This is a genomic window from Streptomyces sp. GMY02 (assembly GCF_019056675.1).
Taxonomy (GTDB): Bacteria; Actinomycetota; Actinomycetes; order Streptomycetales; family Streptomycetaceae; genus Streptomyces; species Streptomyces odonnellii.
In genome coordinates, this window is the sequence record NZ_CP077658.1 from 4,252,116 (window position 1) to 4,271,873 (window position 19,758).

Annotated in this window: 19 protein-coding genes and 1 riboswitch; of the genes, 7 read left to right on the top strand and 12 right to left on the bottom strand. The window is 69.7% G+C overall.

Annotation, left to right across the window (positions count from 1 at the left end; genetic code table 11):
- Positions 1-144 precede the first annotated feature (144 nt).
- Genes KQY30_RS17800 through KQY30_RS17810 form a run of 3 tightly spaced genes read right to left on the bottom strand, consistent with a single transcriptional unit; the run spans position 145 to position 2,809 of the window.
- Positions 145-780 carry a DUF6875 domain-containing protein gene (locus KQY30_RS17800; protein WP_217307681.1) on the bottom strand — a complete coding sequence of 212 codons (636 nt, stop codon included), beginning with the start codon at positions 778-780 and terminating at the stop codon, positions 145-147.
- The gene (locus tag KQY30_RS17805) at positions 777-1,397 is read right to left on the bottom strand and encodes a GNAT family N-acetyltransferase (RefSeq protein WP_217307682.1); all 621 of its coding nucleotides are present in this window, start codon (positions 1,395-1,397) and stop codon (positions 777-779) included. The genes KQY30_RS17800 and KQY30_RS17805 overlap by 4 nt, the downstream gene beginning before the upstream one ends.
- Positions 1,398-1,432: 35 nt before the next feature.
- Positions 1,433-2,809, bottom strand: a complete 1,377-nt coding sequence (locus KQY30_RS17810; RefSeq protein WP_217307683.1) for an aminotransferase class V-fold PLP-dependent enzyme — start codon at positions 2,807-2,809, stop codon at positions 1,433-1,435.
- Positions 2,810-3,000: 191 nt separating this feature from the next.
- Between KQY30_RS17810 and KQY30_RS17815 the strand changes: the two genes are divergently transcribed.
- Positions 3,001-4,410 carry a serine hydrolase gene (locus KQY30_RS17815; RefSeq protein ID WP_217307684.1) on the top strand — a complete coding sequence of 470 codons (1,410 nt, stop codon included), beginning with the start codon at positions 3,001-3,003 and terminating at the stop codon, positions 4,408-4,410.
- Between the two features lie 137 nt (positions 4,411-4,547).
- Here the strand turns inward: KQY30_RS17815 and KQY30_RS17820 are convergent, their stop codons facing one another.
- From KQY30_RS17820 to KQY30_RS17830, 3 genes are all read right to left on the bottom strand, one after another.
- Positions 4,548-5,000 carry a GNAT family N-acetyltransferase gene (locus KQY30_RS17820; protein ID WP_217307685.1) on the bottom strand — a complete coding sequence of 151 codons (453 nt, stop codon included), beginning with the start codon at positions 4,998-5,000 and terminating at the stop codon, positions 4,548-4,550.
- 112 nt (positions 5,001-5,112) lie between these two features.
- Positions 5,113-6,117 carry a GNAT family N-acetyltransferase gene (locus tag KQY30_RS17825; RefSeq protein ID WP_217307686.1) on the bottom strand — a complete coding sequence of 335 codons (1,005 nt, stop codon included), beginning with the start codon at positions 6,115-6,117 and terminating at the stop codon, positions 5,113-5,115.
- Positions 6,118-6,122: 5 nt separating this feature from the next.
- Complete coding sequence (locus tag KQY30_RS17830) at positions 6,123-6,686, bottom strand: DUF2269 domain-containing protein (RefSeq protein ID WP_217307687.1); 564 nt, start codon at positions 6,684-6,686, stop codon at positions 6,123-6,125.
- Positions 6,687-6,762: 76 nt separating this feature from the next.
- On the opposite strand from KQY30_RS17830, the gene KQY30_RS17835 reads away from it, so the two are divergent.
- Both KQY30_RS17835 and KQY30_RS17840 read left to right on the top strand, forming a co-directional pair.
- Complete coding sequence (locus KQY30_RS17835; protein WP_217307688.1) at positions 6,763-7,404, top strand: HAD family phosphatase; 642 nt, start codon at positions 6,763-6,765, stop codon at positions 7,402-7,404.
- Positions 7,405-8,257: 853 nt separating this feature from the next.
- Complete coding sequence (locus tag KQY30_RS17840) at positions 8,258-9,784, top strand: globin domain-containing protein (protein WP_254407615.1); 1,527 nt, start codon at positions 8,258-8,260, stop codon at positions 9,782-9,784.
- A 58-nt stretch (positions 9,785-9,842) separates the two neighbouring features.
- Here the strand turns inward: KQY30_RS17840 and KQY30_RS17845 are convergent, their stop codons facing one another.
- From KQY30_RS17845 to KQY30_RS17860, 4 genes are all read right to left on the bottom strand, one after another.
- Positions 9,843-10,322, bottom strand: a complete 480-nt coding sequence (locus KQY30_RS17845) for an NUDIX domain-containing protein (protein ID WP_046494291.1) — start codon at positions 10,320-10,322, stop codon at positions 9,843-9,845.
- Positions 10,323-10,374: 52 nt separating this feature from the next.
- Positions 10,375-11,268: a LysR family transcriptional regulator gene (locus KQY30_RS17850; protein WP_217307690.1), complete on the bottom strand. Its 894-nt coding sequence runs from the start codon at positions 11,266-11,268 to the stop codon at positions 10,375-10,377.
- Positions 11,269-11,509: 241 nt separating this feature from the next.
- Positions 11,510-12,661: a cystathionine gamma-lyase gene (locus KQY30_RS17855; protein WP_217307691.1), complete on the bottom strand. Its 1,152-nt coding sequence runs from the start codon at positions 12,659-12,661 to the stop codon at positions 11,510-11,512.
- Complete coding sequence (locus KQY30_RS17860; RefSeq protein ID WP_217307692.1) at positions 12,654-13,031, bottom strand: phage holin family protein; 378 nt, start codon at positions 13,029-13,031, stop codon at positions 12,654-12,656. The genes KQY30_RS17855 and KQY30_RS17860 overlap by 8 nt, the downstream gene beginning before the upstream one ends.
- A 14-nt stretch (positions 13,032-13,045) precedes the next feature.
- Between KQY30_RS17860 and KQY30_RS17865 the strand changes: the two genes are divergently transcribed.
- The 3 genes from KQY30_RS17865 to KQY30_RS17875 all read left to right on the top strand — a co-directional run bounded on the left by KQY30_RS17865 (position 13,046) and on the right by KQY30_RS17875 (position 14,729).
- Positions 13,046-13,363, top strand: coding sequence for a cupin domain-containing protein (locus tag KQY30_RS17865; protein WP_217307693.1), 318 nt, complete (start codon positions 13,046-13,048; stop codon positions 13,361-13,363).
- A gap of 161 nt (positions 13,364-13,524) precedes the next feature.
- Positions 13,525-13,743 carry a DUF5326 family protein gene (locus KQY30_RS17870; protein WP_046494286.1) on the top strand — a complete coding sequence of 73 codons (219 nt, stop codon included), beginning with the start codon at positions 13,525-13,527 and terminating at the stop codon, positions 13,741-13,743.
- Positions 13,744-14,294: 551 nt separating this feature from the next.
- Positions 14,295-14,729 (top strand): SsgA family sporulation/cell division regulator, encoded by a 435-nt coding sequence (locus tag KQY30_RS17875; protein WP_217307694.1) that lies wholly within the window; start codon positions 14,295-14,297, stop codon positions 14,727-14,729.
- A 144-nt stretch (positions 14,730-14,873) separates the two neighbouring features.
- Here the strand turns inward: KQY30_RS17875 and KQY30_RS17880 are convergent, their stop codons facing one another.
- Positions 14,874-16,361 (bottom strand): YibE/F family protein, encoded by a 1,488-nt coding sequence (locus KQY30_RS17880; protein ID WP_217307695.1) that lies wholly within the window; start codon positions 16,359-16,361, stop codon positions 14,874-14,876.
- A 20-nt stretch (positions 16,362-16,381) separates the two neighbouring features.
- Positions 16,382-16,527, top strand: a riboswitch (TPP riboswitch).
- Between KQY30_RS17880 and thiC the strand changes: the two genes are divergently transcribed.
- Positions 16,520-18,388 carry a phosphomethylpyrimidine synthase ThiC gene (gene thiC, locus KQY30_RS17885; RefSeq protein ID WP_254407192.1) on the top strand — a complete coding sequence of 623 codons (1,869 nt, stop codon included), beginning with the start codon at positions 16,520-16,522 and terminating at the stop codon, positions 18,386-18,388. (Overlaps the previous riboswitch by 8 nt.)
- A 336-nt stretch (positions 18,389-18,724) precedes the next feature.
- Here the strand turns inward: thiC and KQY30_RS17890 are convergent, their stop codons facing one another.
- Positions 18,725-19,660 carry an ECF transporter S component gene (locus KQY30_RS17890; protein WP_217307696.1) on the bottom strand — a complete coding sequence of 312 codons (936 nt, stop codon included), beginning with the start codon at positions 19,658-19,660 and terminating at the stop codon, positions 18,725-18,727.
- Positions 19,661-19,758: the final 98 nt, after the last annotated feature.

Here is a 19,758-nt window from a genome sequence, read left to right on the forward strand (position 1 = left end):
CTTTCGCGGTGCACACAGCCTGTACACACCCTGGAGACGGCCGCCCGCCCGTCGACCCGCAGGGCGAGAGCGACGGTAGCGGACGCGGCAATGACCGGTGCCCCGCTCCGTCGGCAGGGGGCGGGGCACCGGGGCTTGGTGAGGCTAGGCGACCACTCGGCTGACCAACTGGCCGCGGACGCGGGCCGGGATGGCCGGGGCGAAGCGGCGCAGGTAGTGGTCCATGTGCGTGTCGTCGCCCAGCAGGAACGGCAGGTCGAAGACGAGGAGCTTACGGACCGCCAGCAGCGGCAGGGGAGCGCGCAGCGGGCGGAATCCGGAGTTCCACAGGCCCGGCTCCTCGCACACCGGGTGGAACTGGCCGATCATCAGACCGTCGGCGACGAACTCGTCCTTCGCCTTGCGCTGGAGCTCGTCCAGCTCGCCCGAGTCCGTACGGTCGAAGTGCGGCAGCACCAGCAGCAGGGTCAGCAGCTCCTGGTCCTCCTCGTCGAGGTCGGCCGAGAGCCGCTCGTACCAGGCGCGCAGGGAGCCGACGGCCGCGGACAGGTCCGTGCTCCCCGCGTCGGCCAGGACGGCCAGATGGAAGAGCTGCTTGCGCAGCGAGGGCTGGGTGTACGGGCACACCGGGCCGCTGCGGCCCAGTTCGGGATGGCCGGACACCAGGAAGTCGCCGCTCCACTCCAGGACCTCGCGGAGGTGGTCGAGATGGAGCCGCGGCACCTCACCCGCGGCCACCTCGGCCGCCGTCCAGAACCGGATCTGCTCGTCGCCCCTCATCGCGGGTCCCGCCACATGGGCCGGAGCGACGGGCCGCCGTCCGGCAGCACGATGTCGTCGCCCAGCCGTACGAAGTCCTGCCGCAGGCAGAGCGCCTCACCGCCGGGTGAACTGGCCTCCGCGTACGCCGGGCAGCCGTCCCGGTCGGCACGGTCGATCAGCTCCTGGAGCAGCACCGAGAGCAGACCGTTCCGCTGCCGCGAGGGGCGGACCGCGCCGAACGACGCGTAGTAGTGGTCGGGTTCGGCCGGATGGCGCTCGGCCTGGAGCCTGACGATGGTCCCGAGCGGCTCGGCGTACTCACCGAGGGCTTCGGCGAACCGCCGCTCCAGCTCCTCCGCGCGCTCGTCCACCTGCTTCGAGGCCCCTGGCGGCAGGAACAGCATCACCGCGTCGCCGCAGGGCGAGACGGCCACCCCGTCGTAGTCGTGCGAGACCTCGACGAAGATCCGGAACAGGCCGGGCAGCAGCTCCGCCCGGCGCCGGCCGTCCGGAATGATCCAGCGGGTCAGCGGATCGTCGTGGAAGGCCGCGGCCAGCAGCGCGGCCAGATCATCGGTGTCCGGCCTGGCAGGACGGCGCGGGACACCACGCGGCGGACTTTCGATCGTGGACAACGGTTCCCTCCGGAAGGCGGTGCGGGGGCCGTGCGCTACCGCTCCTCGCCGTGTACGGCGAGTTGCTCCACCCGGGCGTGCAGGCGGTCGAGATAGTGCTCGGCCTCCGGCTTGATCAGGACACTGCGCATTACCCGTGCCGCATCGGCGTCGCGGACGATCCGCGGATGCCGGCGTACGAACGCCTCGGCGTCCGTGCGCAGCACACTCAGAAAGACCGGCTCCTGATGAGCGGTCATGCCGTCCTGGAGCAGACGTCCCGACGCCGCGTCGACGGCGGACAGCGAGGCCGGCCGGGTCACCGGGAAGTAGTTGACGATGTCGAGATCGGGCCGCTGGTACAGCTCCAGGGCGTCCGAGGCCGCCAGCAGATCCGCCCAGCGCAGCGCCGCGCGGCGGTTCGCCGCGAGGATCGCCCCGAACCCGTCCGGGGTGAGCGGCAGGAGCTGGAGGGTCAGCCACAGCCCGGCCGCCGCGGCACCCGCCCGGGAGCACTCCAGGCTGATCTCGCCCAGGTGCAGCTCGGCATCGGTGAAATAGGTGTACGGCGAGTCGTGCGCGAAGTGCCGGCCCGCGCGCGGATCCGGGAAGAGCACCGCCCCGCAGCCATAGGGCTGAAGGCCGTGCTTGTGCGGGTCCACCACGACCGAGTCGCACTCGGCGACCGCCTGCCACGGCCTCGGGTCGATCCCCTCGGGGGCGTCGGCCCGCCCGAGGAGCGCGTAGAAACCGCCGTACGCCGCGTCCACATGCACCCGCGCCCCGTACCGCCGGGCCAGGGGCAGCACCTCGTGCACCGGGTCCACGGCCCCCAGGCCCGTGGTGCCCGTGGTCACCACCACCGTGCCGATGCGGCCCGTTTTGAGCAGGCTCTCCAGCGCGTCCAGGTCGATCCGCCCGTACGAGTCGACCGCCACCCGGTGGCCCTCGACGCCCAGCACCTCGCACATCCGCTCATGCGTGTAGTGGCACTCCGAGCTGTACGCGACGCCGCGGTCCGGGTGCAGCCGCCGGGCCACATAGAGCGCTTCGAGGTTCGCCATCGTGCCGCTGGTCGTGAGATGCCCGACATGCGCGGGCAGGCCGAACATCTCTGCCAGGGCCGCGACGCACTCCCGCTCCATCTCGGTGGTCGCGGGACCGCCCTCCGCCGCGTGGTTGTTGGGGTTGAACAGCATCGCCGTCAGATAGCCGACGACCGCGGCCGGATGCGGCGGCTTCACCATCTGCCCCGCGTAACGCGGATGGAAGAACGGGTAGTTGTCCTCCATCCGCTTGGCGAAGCGGCCGAAGGCGTCGGCGAACGCCTCGTCGCTCACCCGGTGCGCCGTATGCGGCTCGAAGGGGCCGAACCGCTCGCCCCATTGCTCGGCCACATCCACCGCGCGCGGCAGCCAGTAGCGAAGATCCACGGTCAGCCTTCCCGGGCATACGACTCGGATACGGGCATACAGCTCGGATGTACGACTCGGATGTACGCGGGAATACGTATACGGGCCGGACCGCAAGCGGCGCGCAACGCGCGTCGACCCGCCCGTACCTGCCGTTCCGCAGCCCGCGAAATGGAGTCGACTCCGTGGGGCGGCACCGGTAGATGTGGCTCATGACATCGCCTGCATTGTCCACATCGCCCGCATCGCCTTATGAAGAGCTGCTGCCCGGCACCCGACGAGCCCTGCTGCACCGCATCGCCCTCGCCCAGTCCGAGGGCCGCGCGCCCTCGCTGGTCGCGGCGGTGGCCCGCGAGGGACGGATGGTCTGGACGGGCTCCCGTACCTGTGTGGACGGGCACGCGCCCGACGCCGACACCCAGTACCGCATCGGATCGATCACCAAGACCTTCACCGCCGTACTGGTGCTGCGCCTGCGCGACGAAGGACTGCTCGATCTCAGCGACCCGCTGGAGAAGCACCTTCCGGGCACCGGGGTGGGCGAGGTCACCGTCGCCCAGCTTCTCGACCACACCGCGGGACTGGCCGCCGAGACCCCGGCACCCTGGTGGGAACGGACACCGGGCACCTCACGCCCGGAACTCTCCGATGTCCTCGGCGAGCGGCCCGTGCTCCATCCGTCCGGGCGCCGCCATCACTACTCCAATCCCGGTTACACCCTGCTGGGTTCGCTGATCGAGGCGGTACGGGGCGTGCCCTGGGAGGAGGCGCTGCGGCGGGAGGTCCTGGAGCCGCTGGGCATGAACCGTACGACCGCTCAGCCCGTCGCCCCGCATGCCGGAGGCTGGGCCGTGCATCCCTGGGCCGATGTGATGCTGCCGGAGCCCGCCATGGATCTCGGGCTGATGGCCCCGGCAGGACAGCTCTGGTCGACCGCCGGCGATCTCTGCCGCTTCGCGGTCTTCCTCGCCGAGGGCGATGACACGGTGCTGAGTGCCGAGTCCCTACGGGAGATGCGAACGCCGTCCGCTCCGCCCGAGGCCGGGCAGTGGGACGGCGGCTACGGTCTCGGTGTCCAGCTTGCGCGCCAGGGTGGTCGGAGCCTGGTCGGCCATGGCGGGTCGCTGCCCGGCTTTGTCGCCTCCCTGTGGGTGAGTGTGGCGGACGGGGTGGGGGCGGTGGTGCTCGCCAATGCCACCTCGGGGCCGGCGGTCGGAGCCGTTGCCGTCGATCTCATCGGGATTGTGGCGGATGCCGAGCCTCGGATCCCCGAGCCCTGGCGCCCGCTGCCCGAGGTCGATCAGACGCTGCTGGACCTCACCGGACCGTGGTATTGGGGCACCCATGCCTTTGTGCTGAAGCTGGCGGCGGACCGAGGGGTGGACCTGTACCCACTGCGCGGCGGCGGGCGTGGCTCGCGCTTTGCCGCGGAGCCGGATGGCACCTGGACGGGGCTCGATGGCTATTACGCGGGGGAGACCTTGCGAGTGGTGCGCAGGCCGGACGGCTTGGTGGACCATCTCGACCTTGGGTCGTTCGCCTTTACCCGTCATCCCTATGACCCGGAGGCGGATGTGCCCGGCGGGGTGGACAAGGGAGGCTGGCGCGGTTTCGCATCGTGACGTGAAACAAGCGGATGTTTCACGTGAAACAGGTACGTCCGGATGCTCTCCGGCAGGCTCTTCGGGGCTCGGGGCTCGGGGCTCGGGGCTCGGGGCTCGGGGCTCGGGGCTCGGAAGTCAGGGGTCAGGGTCAGGGGTCAGAGCTGGAGTTTGAAGCCCAGATGGGAGGCGGTGAAGCCCAGCCGCTCATAGAAGCGATGGGCGTCGGTACGGCTCGCATCGGAGGTGAGCTGGACCAACTGACAGCCCTGGCGCCGGGATTCATCGACCGCCCACTCGATGAACTGGGTGCCGAGCCCGCTGCCACGCTCATCGCGATGAACGCGTACCCCCTCGATGACCGAGCGCAGGGCACCTCGCCGGGAGAGCCCGGGGACGATGGTGAGCTGGAGCGTACCGACCACCCGGCCATCGCGTACGGCCACCATCAGATGCTGGTTCGGGTCGCTCGCGAGGCGCTGATAGGCGGCGGTGTACGGCGTGAGGTCGTCGGGGGACTCGCGCTGGGCGCCCAGCGGATCGTCCGCGAGCATCGCCACAATGGCGGGGATGTCGTCGGGGGCCGCACGCCGTATCTCCGGATCGCTCATGATCCGCAGGGTACGCCGGGACCCCGGCGGCGGGATCCTGGGGCGCCGGAGAGAGCCTGGGGGCGACCTGGCCGGCGGCTCGTACCGCCGCGGTCGCCGTCCGCCGTACGGTTCAGCCCGTCGCCAGATTCAGCGGTGCGAACCGCCAGGTCCAGTCGCCCGGTTGGTCCGGGATGCCATGGACCATCGTGGTGGTCCGGGTGGTCGGCTCCAGACCATGATCCTTCACCCAGGCCAGCAGCTCTTCGTGGCGTATGTCGATGACGATACGCAGCCGCCGGCAGGAATCGGCGATCCCAGCGGTCAGGGAGCTGACAAGGGCCTTCGCCGTCCCGGTGTCCCTGGCGATCAGCGGGCCGATCACATCCGCCGCGGGTGTGGGCCAGGCGGCCGCGTAGCCGATGAGCCCCGAGCTGTCCTCCGCGACCCTGAGGTGGTCCGCGAAGGCAGGCAGGCGCACGATCAGATGGGTGCGGTCGACACCGAAGATCTCGGTGTCCAGGCGGACGATGGCCGACAGATCATCGGCGGTCGCGGGCCGGGTCATCACCCGGGCCCGCGACGGCACCGGCTCCGGGGTCTTGAAGTGCCCGAGAACCGTCTCCGTTACGCCGATGCTGGTGAAGCCGAGCTGCTGATAGAGCGGCAGACCGTACTCCGTGGCGTTCAGGATGAGCGGAGTGTCCCCCGCTTCGTGCAGCACATGCGTCATCATCCGGCGGCCGAGGCCCTGCCGGGCATGCCGTCCGGCGACCAGCATCATGCCGATCGTGGCGAGACCCCGGTCGCCCGGGGCACCGTGCGCCCCGAGGCGCGAGGTCTCGCTCCCGGAGCGGGAGCCGTACGAGGAGCCGCTCGGGGACCCGTAGGACCCGTAGCCGTAGGACCGGTGCGAGGTGCTGTACGCGGAACCGTACGAGGTGATCACACAGACGGCGGCCAGCCCTCTGCCCTCCGGATCGTCGATGCCGTATCCGGTGCCCGCCGTCAGCAGCAGACCCCACCTGCGCTCCTCCCGCGCCCAGCCGCGGTCCTCGGAGAGGTCCGCACAGGACATGAGGTCGTTCATGGTCAGACGGCGGATCGGCAGAGCGGAGAGTGGTGTCGCTGTCGGCATGGGGATCAGGCTGTCGGAGTCGATGATCGTTCGTCCACCAGTTTGTGGGAAGTGGTGCGAGAAGCCGAGCGGGAGGCGGTGCGGGCAGTGGTCATGATCCGATGGCGTCGGCCGCGCCGGGTCGGCCCCCATGGCTTGAGTACCGAGATCGCGGTCATGAAGAGATACGCGGAACTCGCCACCGTGGGGGCGGCGATCAGGCTGGTGTTGGGGATCCCGAGGAGCGCGGCCTGATCGATGGTCGGCCGCAGTGCGAAGACCGTCGCCACGAAGGTGATCAGAGTGAGCCAGAACTTGATCGAGACCCACCAGTGGCGCGCCAGGCCCCAGGGCGTACCGAGCGAGAGCACCAGCCCGCTGACCAGGGCGAGCAGTGCCACCGGGACGATCAGCCAGTTGGCGAGGATCTTCATGGCGTCATAGCAGGCCTGGGTGGTGGCGGGGGCGTCGGTGATGTAGGCGGTCACGCCAAGCGTCAGCAGGCCGAGGGTGAGCCCCAACCAGCTCACGGAGGTGGCGACATGGACAACGAGGAGCGCCCGGCGGACGGGCCGCGTGAGTGGTTTCACGTGAAACACGGTGCCGTCTGGCCGGTGGAAGGGCGTCTGACGACGGGAGTAACCGTACGTACTAACCTCGGCGTACATGGCGCGCGTACGCAGACTGCATCTCTTTGACCTCGATGGAACGCTCATCCGTGGATCGGCCGCCGCTGTGGAGATCTCCCGGCAGCTCGGGCTGAGCGCCGAAATCGCCGAGCTGGAGGCCGACTTCTTCTCCCGGGGGATGGCACCGCACGAGTTCGCGGTCCGGGCGCGGGAGCTATGGGCCGATCTGACGGTGGCACAGGTGTCGGCGGCCTTCGAGGGGGCGCCCTGGCTGGCCGGAATCCGTGAGGTCTGGGCGGATATCCGGAGCCAAGGTGATTACTGTGCCGTTATTTCCCTCTCGCCCGACTTCTTTGTTACGCGACTGCTGGACTGGGGCGCCCATGCGGCCCACGGTTCACGCTGGCCGGTAGTGCCTTTCACCGAGCCCGTCGACCGGGCGGGCATTCTGAGCCCGGCGGCGAAAGTGAAGGTCGCGAACCGGCTGTGTGCAGAGTTCGGGGTAAGGCTGGACGACTGCGTTGCGTACGGTGATTCGATGTCGGACGCCGAGATCTTCGCGGTGGTGCCCAGGGCGGTGGCGGTGAATGCGGACCACCATCTGTCCGGGCTGGCCACCCACACGTACAGCGGAGGCGATCTGCGCGAGGCGTATCAACTCGTCTGTCCCGTACGGTAAGTGGGGCGCCCGCGACAGTAATACGCTGGCCCGCAGGTGCCGCGGGAAACGCGGCCGGAAACCGCGAATGGCACGGGAGCAATGGAGCCTAACGGTAAATCCGGTGTGGATGGCCGGACTTCGCGCTCTTTGTCCCATGCGCTGATGCTTCCTGCCATGCTGCGACGGCAGGGACAGCGGTCAATCTCACACTCTGCCGGTTCCGACCCCGGTGAGGGGTATGGCGGCGGCTAATGTGGGCTGCCAACAGTCCTAGTCAGAGCGGGGAATTGCTAGCGCATTCCGGGCCAGCGGAAGTGCGCAGACCGACCGAAAGATGTTCGAGGCGAGGCACACCATGGACGCTCCGACCACCACGTCGGCCGACAACGGCACTTCCGGAGGGAACGGAAGGGGCGGTTGGTTCGCTCCCCGCAGAGCGCCGGGCGGCGACGGCCGCACAGACTCCGGTGCGGCGGAGGGGACCGCGGCCGGCACGCCGGAGGCGGCCGGCCGGGAGCGAATAGCCGTGCCGAGCCGGTCACTTGCGTCCATACGCCCGGTCGGTTCCGGGGCGGCGCGTCCTGGGCGGCCTTCGCGCGAGGGCCCCGCGGGGCATGACAGCCGGCCGGATGCCGCCCCCCGGCCTCCGGCGCCCGTGAACGATGTACCCGACGCCTTCCGGCCCCGCACCAAGGGGCCCCGCGGCGGGGACGTACCCGCCGTGCATCCGCCGGTCCACGAGGGCCCCGGTACGCCGGCCGCGCCCGGTGGAGTGCCGCAGCCCGCCTCTCCCACGCCCTCGGGGGACGCCGCCGTACGATCTGCCGGCACGCGGCAGGAACCCGTACAGCAGGCCTCCGTACAGGCCCCCATGCAGACACCCGTACGGCCCGGCCCCGTACAGCAGCCCCCCGAGGCACGCCCCCCGGCCCCACAGCCCGCCGCCGTGCCGACTGCCGCCGCACAGCCCGCCGCCGTACCGACCGCCGCGCCGCTGCCCGGGCCCCTGCCCCGAGCCACGGATACCGGCGCCTCCGAGCCGCGCCCCTCCGAATCGCGCGCCGCTGAGCCGCGCTCGTCCGAGCCGCGCGCCAGTGAGGCCCGGGGCGCCGGTCCGCTGCCTCCCCAGGCGGCACCGCTGCCCCAGGAGGCTCCGGTGCCGCGAGGGGCTTCGGTGTCCGCCGCGCTGCCTCCCGAGGTGCCCGCCTCGCAGCCGTCCACCACCGCGCCCGAGACCTCCGGCTCGCTCTTCGCCGAGGACGCGAACGCGTCCCCCGACGCGGTCCTCATCCGCCGCACGCTGGACGAGGTCGCGCCCGTCGCCGACCAGCTCACCTCGTACTTCTACGCGCTGCTCTTCGTCCGCCACCCCGATCTGCGCAGTCTGTTCCCCGCGGCCATGGACGCCCAGCGCGACCGTCTCCTCAAGGCGCTGCTCACCGCCGCCGAGCACATGGACACCCCGGACATCCTGACCGGCTATCTCCGCCAGCTCGGGCGCGGGCACCGGAAGTACGGCACCCAGGCCGCGCACTACCCCGCCGTGGGCGAGGCCCTCATCGGCGCCCTGACCCGCTACGCGCTCCAGACCTGGGACGACGAGACCGAGGCCGCCTGGGTCAGGACGTACACGACCATCTCGCAGATCATGATCGACGCCGCCGCCGAGAACGAGCTGCACGCCCCGGCCTGGTGGCAGGCCGAAGTGGTCTCGCATGAACTGCGCACCCCGGACATAGCCGTCGTCACGGTCCGGCCCGACCAGCCGTACCCCTTCCTGGCCGGGCAGTACACCAGCCTGGAGACGCCGAGGTGGCCCCGGGTCTGGCGGCACTACTCCTTCGCCTCGGCGCCGCGCCCGGACGGGCTGCTGTCCTTCCACATCAAGGCCGTCCCGGCCGGCTGGGTATCCAACGCCCTTGTCCATCACTCCAGTCCGGGCGATGTACTGCGCCTCGGCCCGCCGGCCGGCTCGATGACCGTCGACCACAGCAGCCGGAACGGTCTGCTCTGTCTGGGCGGCGGCACCGGCATCGCGCCGATCAAGGCGCTCGTCGAGGATGTCGCCGAGCACGGCCACCGGCGCCCGGTCGAGGTCTTCTACGGAGCGCGCAGCGATCAGGATCTGTACGACATCGAGACGATGCTGCGGCTCCAGAGCGAGCACCCCTGGCTCTCCGTACGCCCGGTGGTCGCCGAGGGGCCGAGCCTGGGCCTGAAGGGGCAGCTACCGGAGGCGGTGCGCGAGCACGGTCCCTGGCACGAGTACGACGCGTATCTGTCGGGACCGCCCGGGATGATCCGCAGCGGGCTGGACGCGCTCAAGGGCGCGGGGATCCCCTCCGAGCGGATACGCCACGACTCACTCGAAGAGCTGGTGGCGGCCGGCGCCAACTGACCGCGCGTCCGGACTCACGGACGGACACGGCTCAACGGTGGCCATCAGCCAGCGGCCATCAGCCCAGGTCGGGGGCGTGCATCGCGCGCACGCCTTCGATATTGCCGTCCAGATAGTGCCGCAGCGACAGCGGTACGAGATGGACGGCGGCGATCCCGACCCGGCTGAACGGCACCCGGACGATCTCGTACTCCCCGCAGGGCTCGTCCATCTCGGGGCCGTGCCGCAGCGAGGTGTCCATCGACTCCAGCCGGCAGACGAAGAAGTGCTGCACCTTGACGCCGGTCACTCCGCCGCCGGCGATGTGCTCCACGGTGTCGACGAAACACGGCACCACATCGACGATCTTGGCGCCCAGTTCTTCGTGGACCTCGCGGTGGAGCGCGTCGACGACGGTGGTGTCCGCCGTCTCGACCCCGCCGCCCGGAGTGATCCAGTACGGGTCCACCCCCGGCTTGGTGCGTTTGATGAGGATCAGATCGTCCCCGTCGAGCAGGATGGCGCGTGCGGTGCGCTTGACCACGGGCCGTTCGGTCATGGGAAGAGGTTCGCCCGTACCACCCGTTCTGAAACTCCCGCCGGGCGCCCGGTCACCAGTCCGCCGCGGCGCGCAGCAGCCACTCGTGCGCCCGCGCGACCGGCGGCAGGGCGAGGGTGCCGGTGCGTACGACCAGGAAGTACGTGCGCAGCGGAGGCACCGGCGGATCGAGGAGCGCGACCACCTCTCCCCGCTCCAGCGCCCCCTGGCAGAGGTAGCGGGGCAGTACGGCAAGGCCCGCGCCCGCCACCGCGCATTCCAGTACGGCCCGCAGATCGGGCGCGATCACCGTGCCCGCGGTGGCCGGCCGGGAGTCGAAGACGGCCGTCCAGTAGCGCGAGACGAGCGGCAGGGACTCGTGCACCTCCACCACCGGCAGCCGCTCCAGCACCACATGCCCCTCGCGCAGCACCGTGTGTCCCAGCCGCGCGGCCCAGCGGGGCGCGGCGACCAGCACATGTTCCTCGTCGCAGAGGGGAGTGGCGGTGAGCAGTCCACCGCGGGGCCGTGCCGTGGTGATGACCAGATCGTGATGCCCGGCCGCCAGCCCGTCCAGGGCCTCCTCGGCGTTGCTGGAGAACGAGGTGCGCAGCGCGAGGCCCTGGGTGGTGAGCGGCGCGAGCGCGGGAAGCGCGCGCAGGGAGGTGAACTCCGGCGGCCCGGCGAGATGGAGCGTCCGTACGCCGGACTCCTCGTCGAGCCCGCTCTCGGCGATCTCGACCAGCGCGTCGAGATGGGGCGCCGCCCGCTGTGCGAGTTCGTCACCGATCGTCGTGGGGGTCACGCCCCGCGCCTGGCGCAGGAAGAGCGGGCGGCCGAGCTGCCGCTCCAGGGTTCTGATCTGGCTGGTCACGGCGGGCTGGGAGAGTCCGAGCAGGGCCGCGGCACGGGTGAAGGAGCCGGCGCGGTGGACGGTGACGAAGGTACGCAGCAGAGCGAGGTCCATGTCCCGTGTCCTGCTCTCCTGTCTCGTAGCACGCCCCCGCAGCTTCGGACCGTCAACTATAAATATGTCGATAGCTTGCTGTCGCTACTGTGATTGGACACTGACGCAGAGTCAACTAGCCTTGTGCAAATGGTTCTCCGCGCGTGGAACGCACGGGACCTGGGACGGTCCGAGCCATGAGGGGGGAGGCTCGGACCGTCCGTGTTTCCGCGATGTACGCGCCGCTCGGCGAGCGCGCCGCTCAGTGAGCCGACCCGGCCAGCGCGCGCAGCACATCCGCCACCAGGTCCTCGGGATCCTCGGCCCCGACGGAGAAGCGGATGAAACCTTCCGGTACGGCGTCGCCGCCCCACCGCCCGCGGCGCTCGGCGGTCGACCGTACGCCGCCGAAGCTTGTCGCGTCGTCCACCAGCCGCAGTCCGGCCAGAAAGCGTTCGGCCCGCTCCCGGTCCGGCAGTACGAACGAGACCACGGAGCCGAACCGCCGCATCTGCCGCGAGGCGACAGGGTACGAGGGGTCGCCCGGCAGCCCGGGGTAGCGCAGCCCGGTCACCTCGTCGCGCCCCTCCAGTGCCCGGGCCAGCGTCAGCGCGTTCGCGCACTGCCGGTCGAGGCGGAGCTGGAGCGTCGCCAGCGAACGGTGCGCGAGCCAGGCCTCCATGGGCCCCGGGATCGCCCCGACGACCTTGCGCCAGCGCCGTACCCCCGCGGCCAGCGCGGGATCCGCGCTGGTCACATGGCCGAGCAGGACATCGCCGTGGCCCGTCATGCCCTTGGTGTCGCTGGCCACCGAGAAGTCCGCGCCCAGTTCCAGGGGCCGCTGGCCGAGCGGAGTGGCGAGGGTGTTGTCCACGGCGACAAGAGCACCTGCGGCATGCGCCGCGTCCACCAGCCGCCGGATGTCGCAGACATCGAGACCCGGGTTGGACGGCGTCTCGATCCAGAGCAGCCTGGCGCCGTCGAGGGCAGTGAGCTGGGCGTCGCCGCCGGTCGGCGCCGTCCGTACTGTCACGCCGTACGCCTCCAGCCGCTCCCGCAGCAGCGGCAGGGCCTGATAGCCGTCGTCCGGCAGTACGACGATCTCTCCGGCGCGGAGCTGCGAGAAGAGCACCGCCGAGATCGCGGCCATGCCGGAGGCGAAGACGACGGTTTCGACGGACTCCCCCGGCGCCTCCAGCTCGCCGATGGCCCGTTCGAGATGCGTCCAGGTCGGGTTCTCGTCCCGCCCGTAGGTGTACGGGCCCGTCGGCTCGCCCGGGAGGTGGTAGTGGGCGGCGAAGACCGGCCCCGGCAGGGTCGGTTCGTATGTCACGGGGTCCGGGAGCCCGGCACGTACGGCCCGCGTGCCGTCCCCGATGCCCGTGCTGTCGCCGCTCACGGGGTGGTCAGTCATTGTCGGGGAGTACGACGTGGAGCGCCCACGAGACGATCGAGATGACCAGTCCGCCGAGGACGGCGGTCCAGAAGCCGTCGACCTGGAAGCTCAGGTCCAGCTTGTCCGCGAGCCATGAGGTCAGCAGCAGCATCAGGGCGTTGACCACCAGGGTGATCAGGCCGAGCGTGAGGATGAACAGTGGCAGTGTCAGGAGCTTCACCACTGGCTTGACTATGAAGTTCACCAGGCCGAAGACCAGTGCCACGAGCACCAGCGTCAAGGCCTGATTGGCGGTGTTGTCACCGGTGAGCGTGATGTCCGGGACCAGCCAGATGGCCACTGCCAGAGCGCCCGCGTTGGCGATCGTCTTGACTACGAAATTCTTCATGGTCTGATCGTGGCATGAAGGCATTCCGACTTGATGAGCTGGAGGCGGAGCGTGCCGCCAACGACGGGGCGTATCTGCAGTTTCTGCGGGAACGCAACATGTCAGTGGGCCTGTACGCGCTGGACGCCGGGGAGATCGACCCGCAGCAGCCGCACCGCCAGGACGAGGTGTACTTCGTCGTGAGCGGCCGGGCTTCGATCACGGTGGGGATGGAGACGACACAGGTCGGCCGGGGCAGCGTGGTCTATGTGCCGGCCGGAGTCGCGCACAAGTTCCACCACATCACGGAGGATCTGCGGGTGATGGTCGTGTTCTCGCCGCCCGAGGGCTGACCGTGTCTCTCGGATGTACTCAGGATTCCGCTTCTCAGGGGTGGCTCAGGGTCGGATCAGGGAAGAGCGGGGGCCGCGCGGCCTCCATGGGCGCCGCGGCGCCTCTAGCATCGATGGTGCAAGGGGATATGTGTGCCACTCGGTGAAGCGAGGTAAGGACGATGGCGGTTCGGGAGATACTCACGGGGCTGCCCTGGTGGGTGAAGTGGATCGCGGTGCCCGTCATCGCCATCGTGGTCTTCGGCGGGCTGATCATGAGCGTGGTCGCGTTTGTGATCGGACTGCTCTTCAAGGTGCTGATCTTTGTGGCACTCGTCGGCGGACTCATCTATGTCGTACGGAAGTTCATGTCCTCGTCGTCCTCGCGGGGCGACTGGTAGGTCAGCGGGCCGCGTGCCCGTTAGCCCGCGCGAGGGAAAGGTGAACCAGAAACCATCTCGGTCGCGGACCTGCCCTTAGAGTGACATATCTCTCCGTCCCCCAGTCCCCCTCAGGGGTGCGGCGGGCACGCGGGGGCGGCCCCCGCGGGCGGGCCCTCGCCCGTCGGCATCCCGGGGGTGAGTCCGTGGCCACGGCCCCACAACGCGACGTGCGGAGTCGTCAACACGCTGTGCAGAATCGTCGCGGCAAGATCGTCGGCTTGAAGCGCGGCGATTGTCTGCTTTCCGATCCACGGTTTCGCGATCCACGGCCCCGCGAGGTAGAGCGCGGGCCGTGGGTTTTTCTGTGTCTCACCGTCAACGGGAGCGACCGCTTCCGGAGGTGGAACGATTACGCAACGGGATCGCATCGCTGGTCAGCCCGCTCGCCTTCTCTTTCCGTATCTGAAAAATTACTCCTTGTGATCCGCTAGCGCTTACAGGACGATTGCGTCAAGAGGGTCAATGGGGATCATTCCCAGCCACTGTTTCATCTACTCCGGAGTACAGCGATGCGCGAGTCGGTGCAGGCCGAGGTCCTGATGAGCTTCCTCGTCTCCGAGGAACTGGCATTCCGGATCCCGGTGGAACTCCATTACGAGGTGCGGGATCCCTACGCGGTGCGCATGACATTCCATTTGCCCGGCGATGCCCCTGTGACCTGGACTTTTGGCCGTGAGCTACTGCTCGACGGCATCAACACGCCGAGCGGTGACGGTGATGTGCACATCGCGCCGACGGAGCCCGAGGACCTCTCGGACGTGCATATCCGGCTCCAGGTCGGGGACGATCATGCGCTCTTCCGGGTCAGTGCCGCGCCGCTGGTGGCCTTCCTCGACCGTACGGACCGGCTGGTGCCGCTGGGCCAGGAGCGCACGCTCGGTGACTTCGAGGTCAATCTGGAGCAGGCACTCGGCCGCATCCTGGCCGGGGAGAACGCCGGCTGAGCCCGGCTGGACGGGGCCGTACGGGTGATCCTTCCCGGCGGCCGTTTCGCGGCCCGGTCGGTGCCGAAGCCCCGGTCGGTCCTGAAGGCCACGGTCGGCGCTGAAGGCCTCGGTCGGTGCTGAACGTATCCACTTCGTGCGGACCTACTTCTTGCGGCGTCGGCCCCTGCCGCCGCCCAGCCCGCGCGCCGGTGTGCTCTGTACCGGCAGCGCAGGCCCTGTCTGCGGGCCTGCCGGACCTGCGGGACCTGCCGGGCCCGTGGGCCAGGGATCCGCGGTCCCGGGAGCCTGGGCCGGTGGTACGGGAGGCACGGGAGGCGCCCCGTGTCCCGCCCGGTCGGCGGAGACCACCAGAGCCGCCAGCGCCGTGGTCACCGGCACCGAGGCGACCAGACCGATCGAACCCACCAGGGTCCGTACGATCTCCTCCGCCACCAGCTCACTGTTGGCGACCGTACCCACACCCGACTGCGCGATCGAGAAGAGCAGCAGCAGTGGCAGGGCGGCGCCCGCGTAGGCCAGGACCAGCGTATTGACCACCGAGGCGATATGGTCCCGGCCGATCCGGATACCCGCCCGGTAGAGGGCACGGGGACCCATCGACGGGTCCGCCTGGTGCAGCTCCCAGACCGCCGAGGTCTGGGTGACCGTCACATCGTCGAGGACACCCAGCGAACCGATGATGACCCCCGCGAGCAGCAGACCGCTCATATCGATCCCGGGATAGAGACCGTGGATCAGACCGGTGTTGTCATCGGTGTTGCCGGTCAGGCTCGCCCAGCCGATGAAGACCGATCCCAGCAGCCCGATCAGCAGCAGGGAGACCAGTGTGCCAAGAACCGCGACCGAGGTTCGGGCCGTCAGTCCATGGCACATATAGAGCGCGATCAGCATGATCGCGCTGGCCCCGACCACCGCCACGACCAGCGGATTCGAGCCCTGAAGTATCGCGGGCAGGATGAACAGCGTCAGCACGGCGAACGAGACAGCCAGCGCGACCAGCGCCATGACCCCGCGCAGCCGCCCCACCACGACCACCGCGAGCGCGAAGATCCCGGCCAGCAGAGCCATGGGGACCTTCCGGTTGACATCCGTCACGGAGTACTGGAGATCACGCGGGGCGTCGGGTGCGTATGCCACCACAACGCCCTGTTTCACGTGAAACTGCCGTGGCGCGTCCGGCTGGACGATCTCGATGAAGGTCCGGCCCTTCTCCTTGCCCGTGGTGACCTCGATCGTGGCCTTCTTGCAGTCACCGGTCTGCTCCCGTTCCGCCTCGCGTCCCTGGGGCTTGGAGGTGTCACCGGTGGACGGGATCTGGGCGGCGTTCACGGACTTGCAGTCGACCTGCTCGATCTGCACCACCCGGCCCTGCTCGGTCTGCCGGTCGAAGCCCACTCCCGTACGCTCATGCGCCGGAGCGCCGCCGGGCCAGAGCACCACCAGACCGACCGCCACGGCGGCCGCAAACGGGATCAGAACCGCCGCGATGACCTTGCGAAGGTGCAGGGAGACCGGCGCGGCGGGGCCATGACTGTGCGTGTGCCCGTGCGATTCGTGGGTCTGCTGGGTTGAGGTCACCGACCGATCATCGCAAGAAGCCTGAGGCCCTCTGTTCAGCACGCCGGACATGACGCTAGCGTGGGGGCACCTTTTGCACACGCGGGAGCTCGGAGCACCGGGCTGAGAGGGCGCTGACTGTGGCGTTCCGGGGCATGTCCCCTGGACCCCTGAGCTGCGCCGACCGCTGAACCTGTTACCGGGTAATGCCGGCGTAGGGAGTAGGTCTCATGACCGTTCAGGACGCACACACGCCTGCCTCCGATTCTGGAAACGAGTCTGGAAATCCGAGCGAGGCTCAGGGTTCGAGCCGGACTCAGAGGACTATCGGCTGGCACAAGGGATATGTCCAGGGCTCGCGCCCGGACCTCCAGGTACCGGTCCGCCAGGTGCACCTCACCAACGGCCAGGACGTCACGCTGTACGACACATCGGGTCCGTACACCGATCCGGCAGTCGAGACCGATGTACGCCGCGGTCTCGCGCCGCTGCGGGAGAACTGGATCGTCGGGCGGGGTGACACGGAGGAGTACGCGGGCCGGCCGGTCCGCCCCGAGGACGACGGGCTCAAGCACACGGCGCCGCGTGGCGGGCTGCGCAACCTCGACGCGGTCTTCCCCGGCAGGCCGCGCCAGCCGCGACGGGCGCGTGCCGGGCAGACCGTGACGCAGCTCTCGTACGCCCGGCGTGGGGAGATCACGTCGGAGATGGAGTACGTCGCGATCCGGGAGAATGTGTCCCCGGAGGTCGTGCGCGAGGAGATCGCCGCGGGCCGTGCCGTACTGCCGGCCAATGTCAATCACCCGGAGATCGAGCCGATGATCATCGGCAAGCGGTTCCTGGTGAAGGTCAACGCCAACATCGGCAATTCCGCGGTCACTTCCTCGATCGAGGAGGAGGTGGAGAAGATGACCTGGGCGACCCGCTGGGGCGCCGACACGGTCATGGATCTCTCCACCGGCCGCAATATCCACACCACTCGCGAGTGGGTGCTGCGCAACTCCCCCGTGCCGATCGGCACCGTGCCGCTCTACCAGGCGCTCGAAAAGGTCGACGGCAAGGCCGAGGAGCTGACCTGGGAGATCTACAAGGACACGGTCATCGAGCAGGCCGAGCAGGGCGTCGACTACATGACCGTCCATGCCGGGGTGCTGCTGCGGTACGTTCCGCTGACGGCGCGCCGCAAGACGGGCATCGTCTCGCGTGGCGGCTCGATCATGGCGGCGTGGTGCCTCGCGCACCACAAGGAGTCGTTCCTGTACGAGAACTTCGAGGAGCTGTGCGAGATCCTCGCGGCGTACGACGTGACGTACTCCCTCGGCGACGGCCTGCGTCCGGGGTCCATCGCGGACGCCAACGACGAGGCCCAGTTCGCCGAACTGCGCACGCTCGGGGAGCTGAACTCGACCGCCAAGCGGCTGGGCGTACAGACCATGATCGAGGGCCCGGGCCATGTCCCGATGCACAAGATCAAGGAGAACATCGACCTCCAGCAGGAGATCTGCGAGGAGGCGCCGTTCTATACGCTCGGCCCGCTGACGACCGATGTGGCTCCGGCGTACGACCACATCACCTCCGGTATCGGCGCCGCGATGATCGCGTGGTGGGGTACGGCGATGCTCTGCTACGTCACCCCCAAGGAACACCTCGGGCTGCCGGACCGGGACGACGTCAAGACCGGTGTCATCACGTACAAGATCGCCGCGCATGCGGCGGACCTCGCCAAGGGGCACCCGGGGGCACAGGCGTGGGACGACGCGCTGTCCGACGCCCGGTTCGAGTTCCGCTGGGAGGACCAGTTCAATCTGGCCCTGGATCCGGACACCGCCCGGGAGTTCCACGACGAGACGCTGCCGGCCGAGCCGGCGAAGACGGCGCACTTCTGCTCCATGTGCGGCCCGAAGTTCTGCTCGATGAAGATCTCCCAGGACATCCGGCGGCGGCACGGCGGCGAGATGGAGGGCGACGGCGACGGTACGGGAAGCGCGGACGTGGCGGGCGCCGCGATCGGGGACGCCGAGATCGAGGCGGGCATGGCACAGAAGTCCAAGGAATTCGCCGCGGCCGGCAATCGGGTCTATCTGCCGCTGGCGGAGTGAGCCCGGCGGATTGAGGACCGGCGGCCCGCTGGGCCTGGGCCGTGCCGGACGGGATCAGTCGGACACGGCCCGGGCCCTGTCCGGACAGGGCCCCGCGCCGGGCCTTGAGCACTGCGCGGAGCCCTGAAGGGCAGGCTTGCGGAACGGCGGGCCATCGGAGCTTGGCACCGGCCGGAGTCACTCCGGCCGGTGGTCCGCCGGGCCGAGGCCTCCGGAACAGTGGTCGTTAAGGACAGTGGTCGGTAGAGACAGTGGGTCGGTAAGGACCGGGGTCCGGGGGCGCCGCGATGTCGGCGAGGTTCCGCGCGGCGGCCGGGACAGTGACCCCGGCCGGGGTCACTCCGGCCTGTGGTCCGCGCCGCCGAAATCGGGGCTGGTGAAGTCCGGGCTGGTGAAGCTCGGGCGCTGGCCGGTGGCGGCACCCTCGTCCGGGCTGCTGAAGTCCGGCCGGCTGTAGCCGATCTTGGGCAGGTGCTTGACCGGGCGGGCCGGTCCCGGGGCGGCCGGATCCGCGCTCGGGTCGGCCAGAACGTCGCGCAGGAAGGGCAGAAGGCCCCGCTCCAGCAGCGCATGGCGCCAGGCCTCCCGCGCCCGGGCCACCTCGTCGGGCAGCTCGGCGCTCGGCGACTCCTCGGCCGGGAGCTGGGTCTTGCGGTTGCGCAGGGCCGTGACCAGCAGACCGATCGCGGCGGCCAGGATGCCCAGCGCCGTGACGGCACCGAAGAACCAGCCCACGGCGAGCAGGCTGTCGGCGAACGCGGGCGGTCGGCTGAGCGCTTTGAGGAGATAGCCGACGAGCAGGAAGATCACCGCGGCGATGCCGCCGAGGACCGGTACCAGCACCGTGATGATCGCCGTGAACCCCGCGCCGGATACCGGCACTTCTGCCTCGGCCGGGTCCAGCACGGAATCGTGCGCCGAGTCGGGGCGAGCAGTATCGGAGCGAGCTGAACCGGAGCGGGCCGCGTCGGGACGCGCCGAGTCGGCCCGTACGGAGTCGGCTCGTACGGAGTCCGGTCGGGCAGAAGCGGAAAGGCTTGGTGAGCGGAACTCCTCGCGGATCTTTCTGTAGTGCTCGTACTCGGCGGCCGCGGCCGTGGTGATCCGCGCCGTGGACTTCAGGGCCATGGTGCGTAGCTGCTCGCTGTTGAGCCGCTCCCCGATCGCGGCGAGATCAGGGCGCTCGTGTGCGTTGTGCAGCACGTCATCGAGGATCCGCTCGAATTCCGCGCGATCCTCGCTCAGCAGGTGCGGAGCGCTGTTCATGTGCATCCCCCGATGCTCCGTAGGGCCGGCTCGCCCGCGTGGGTACGGGCAGTTGGCGGAAACGGAGGAGAGCCTGCTACGGATAAGCCGATGGTAGAGCTGTT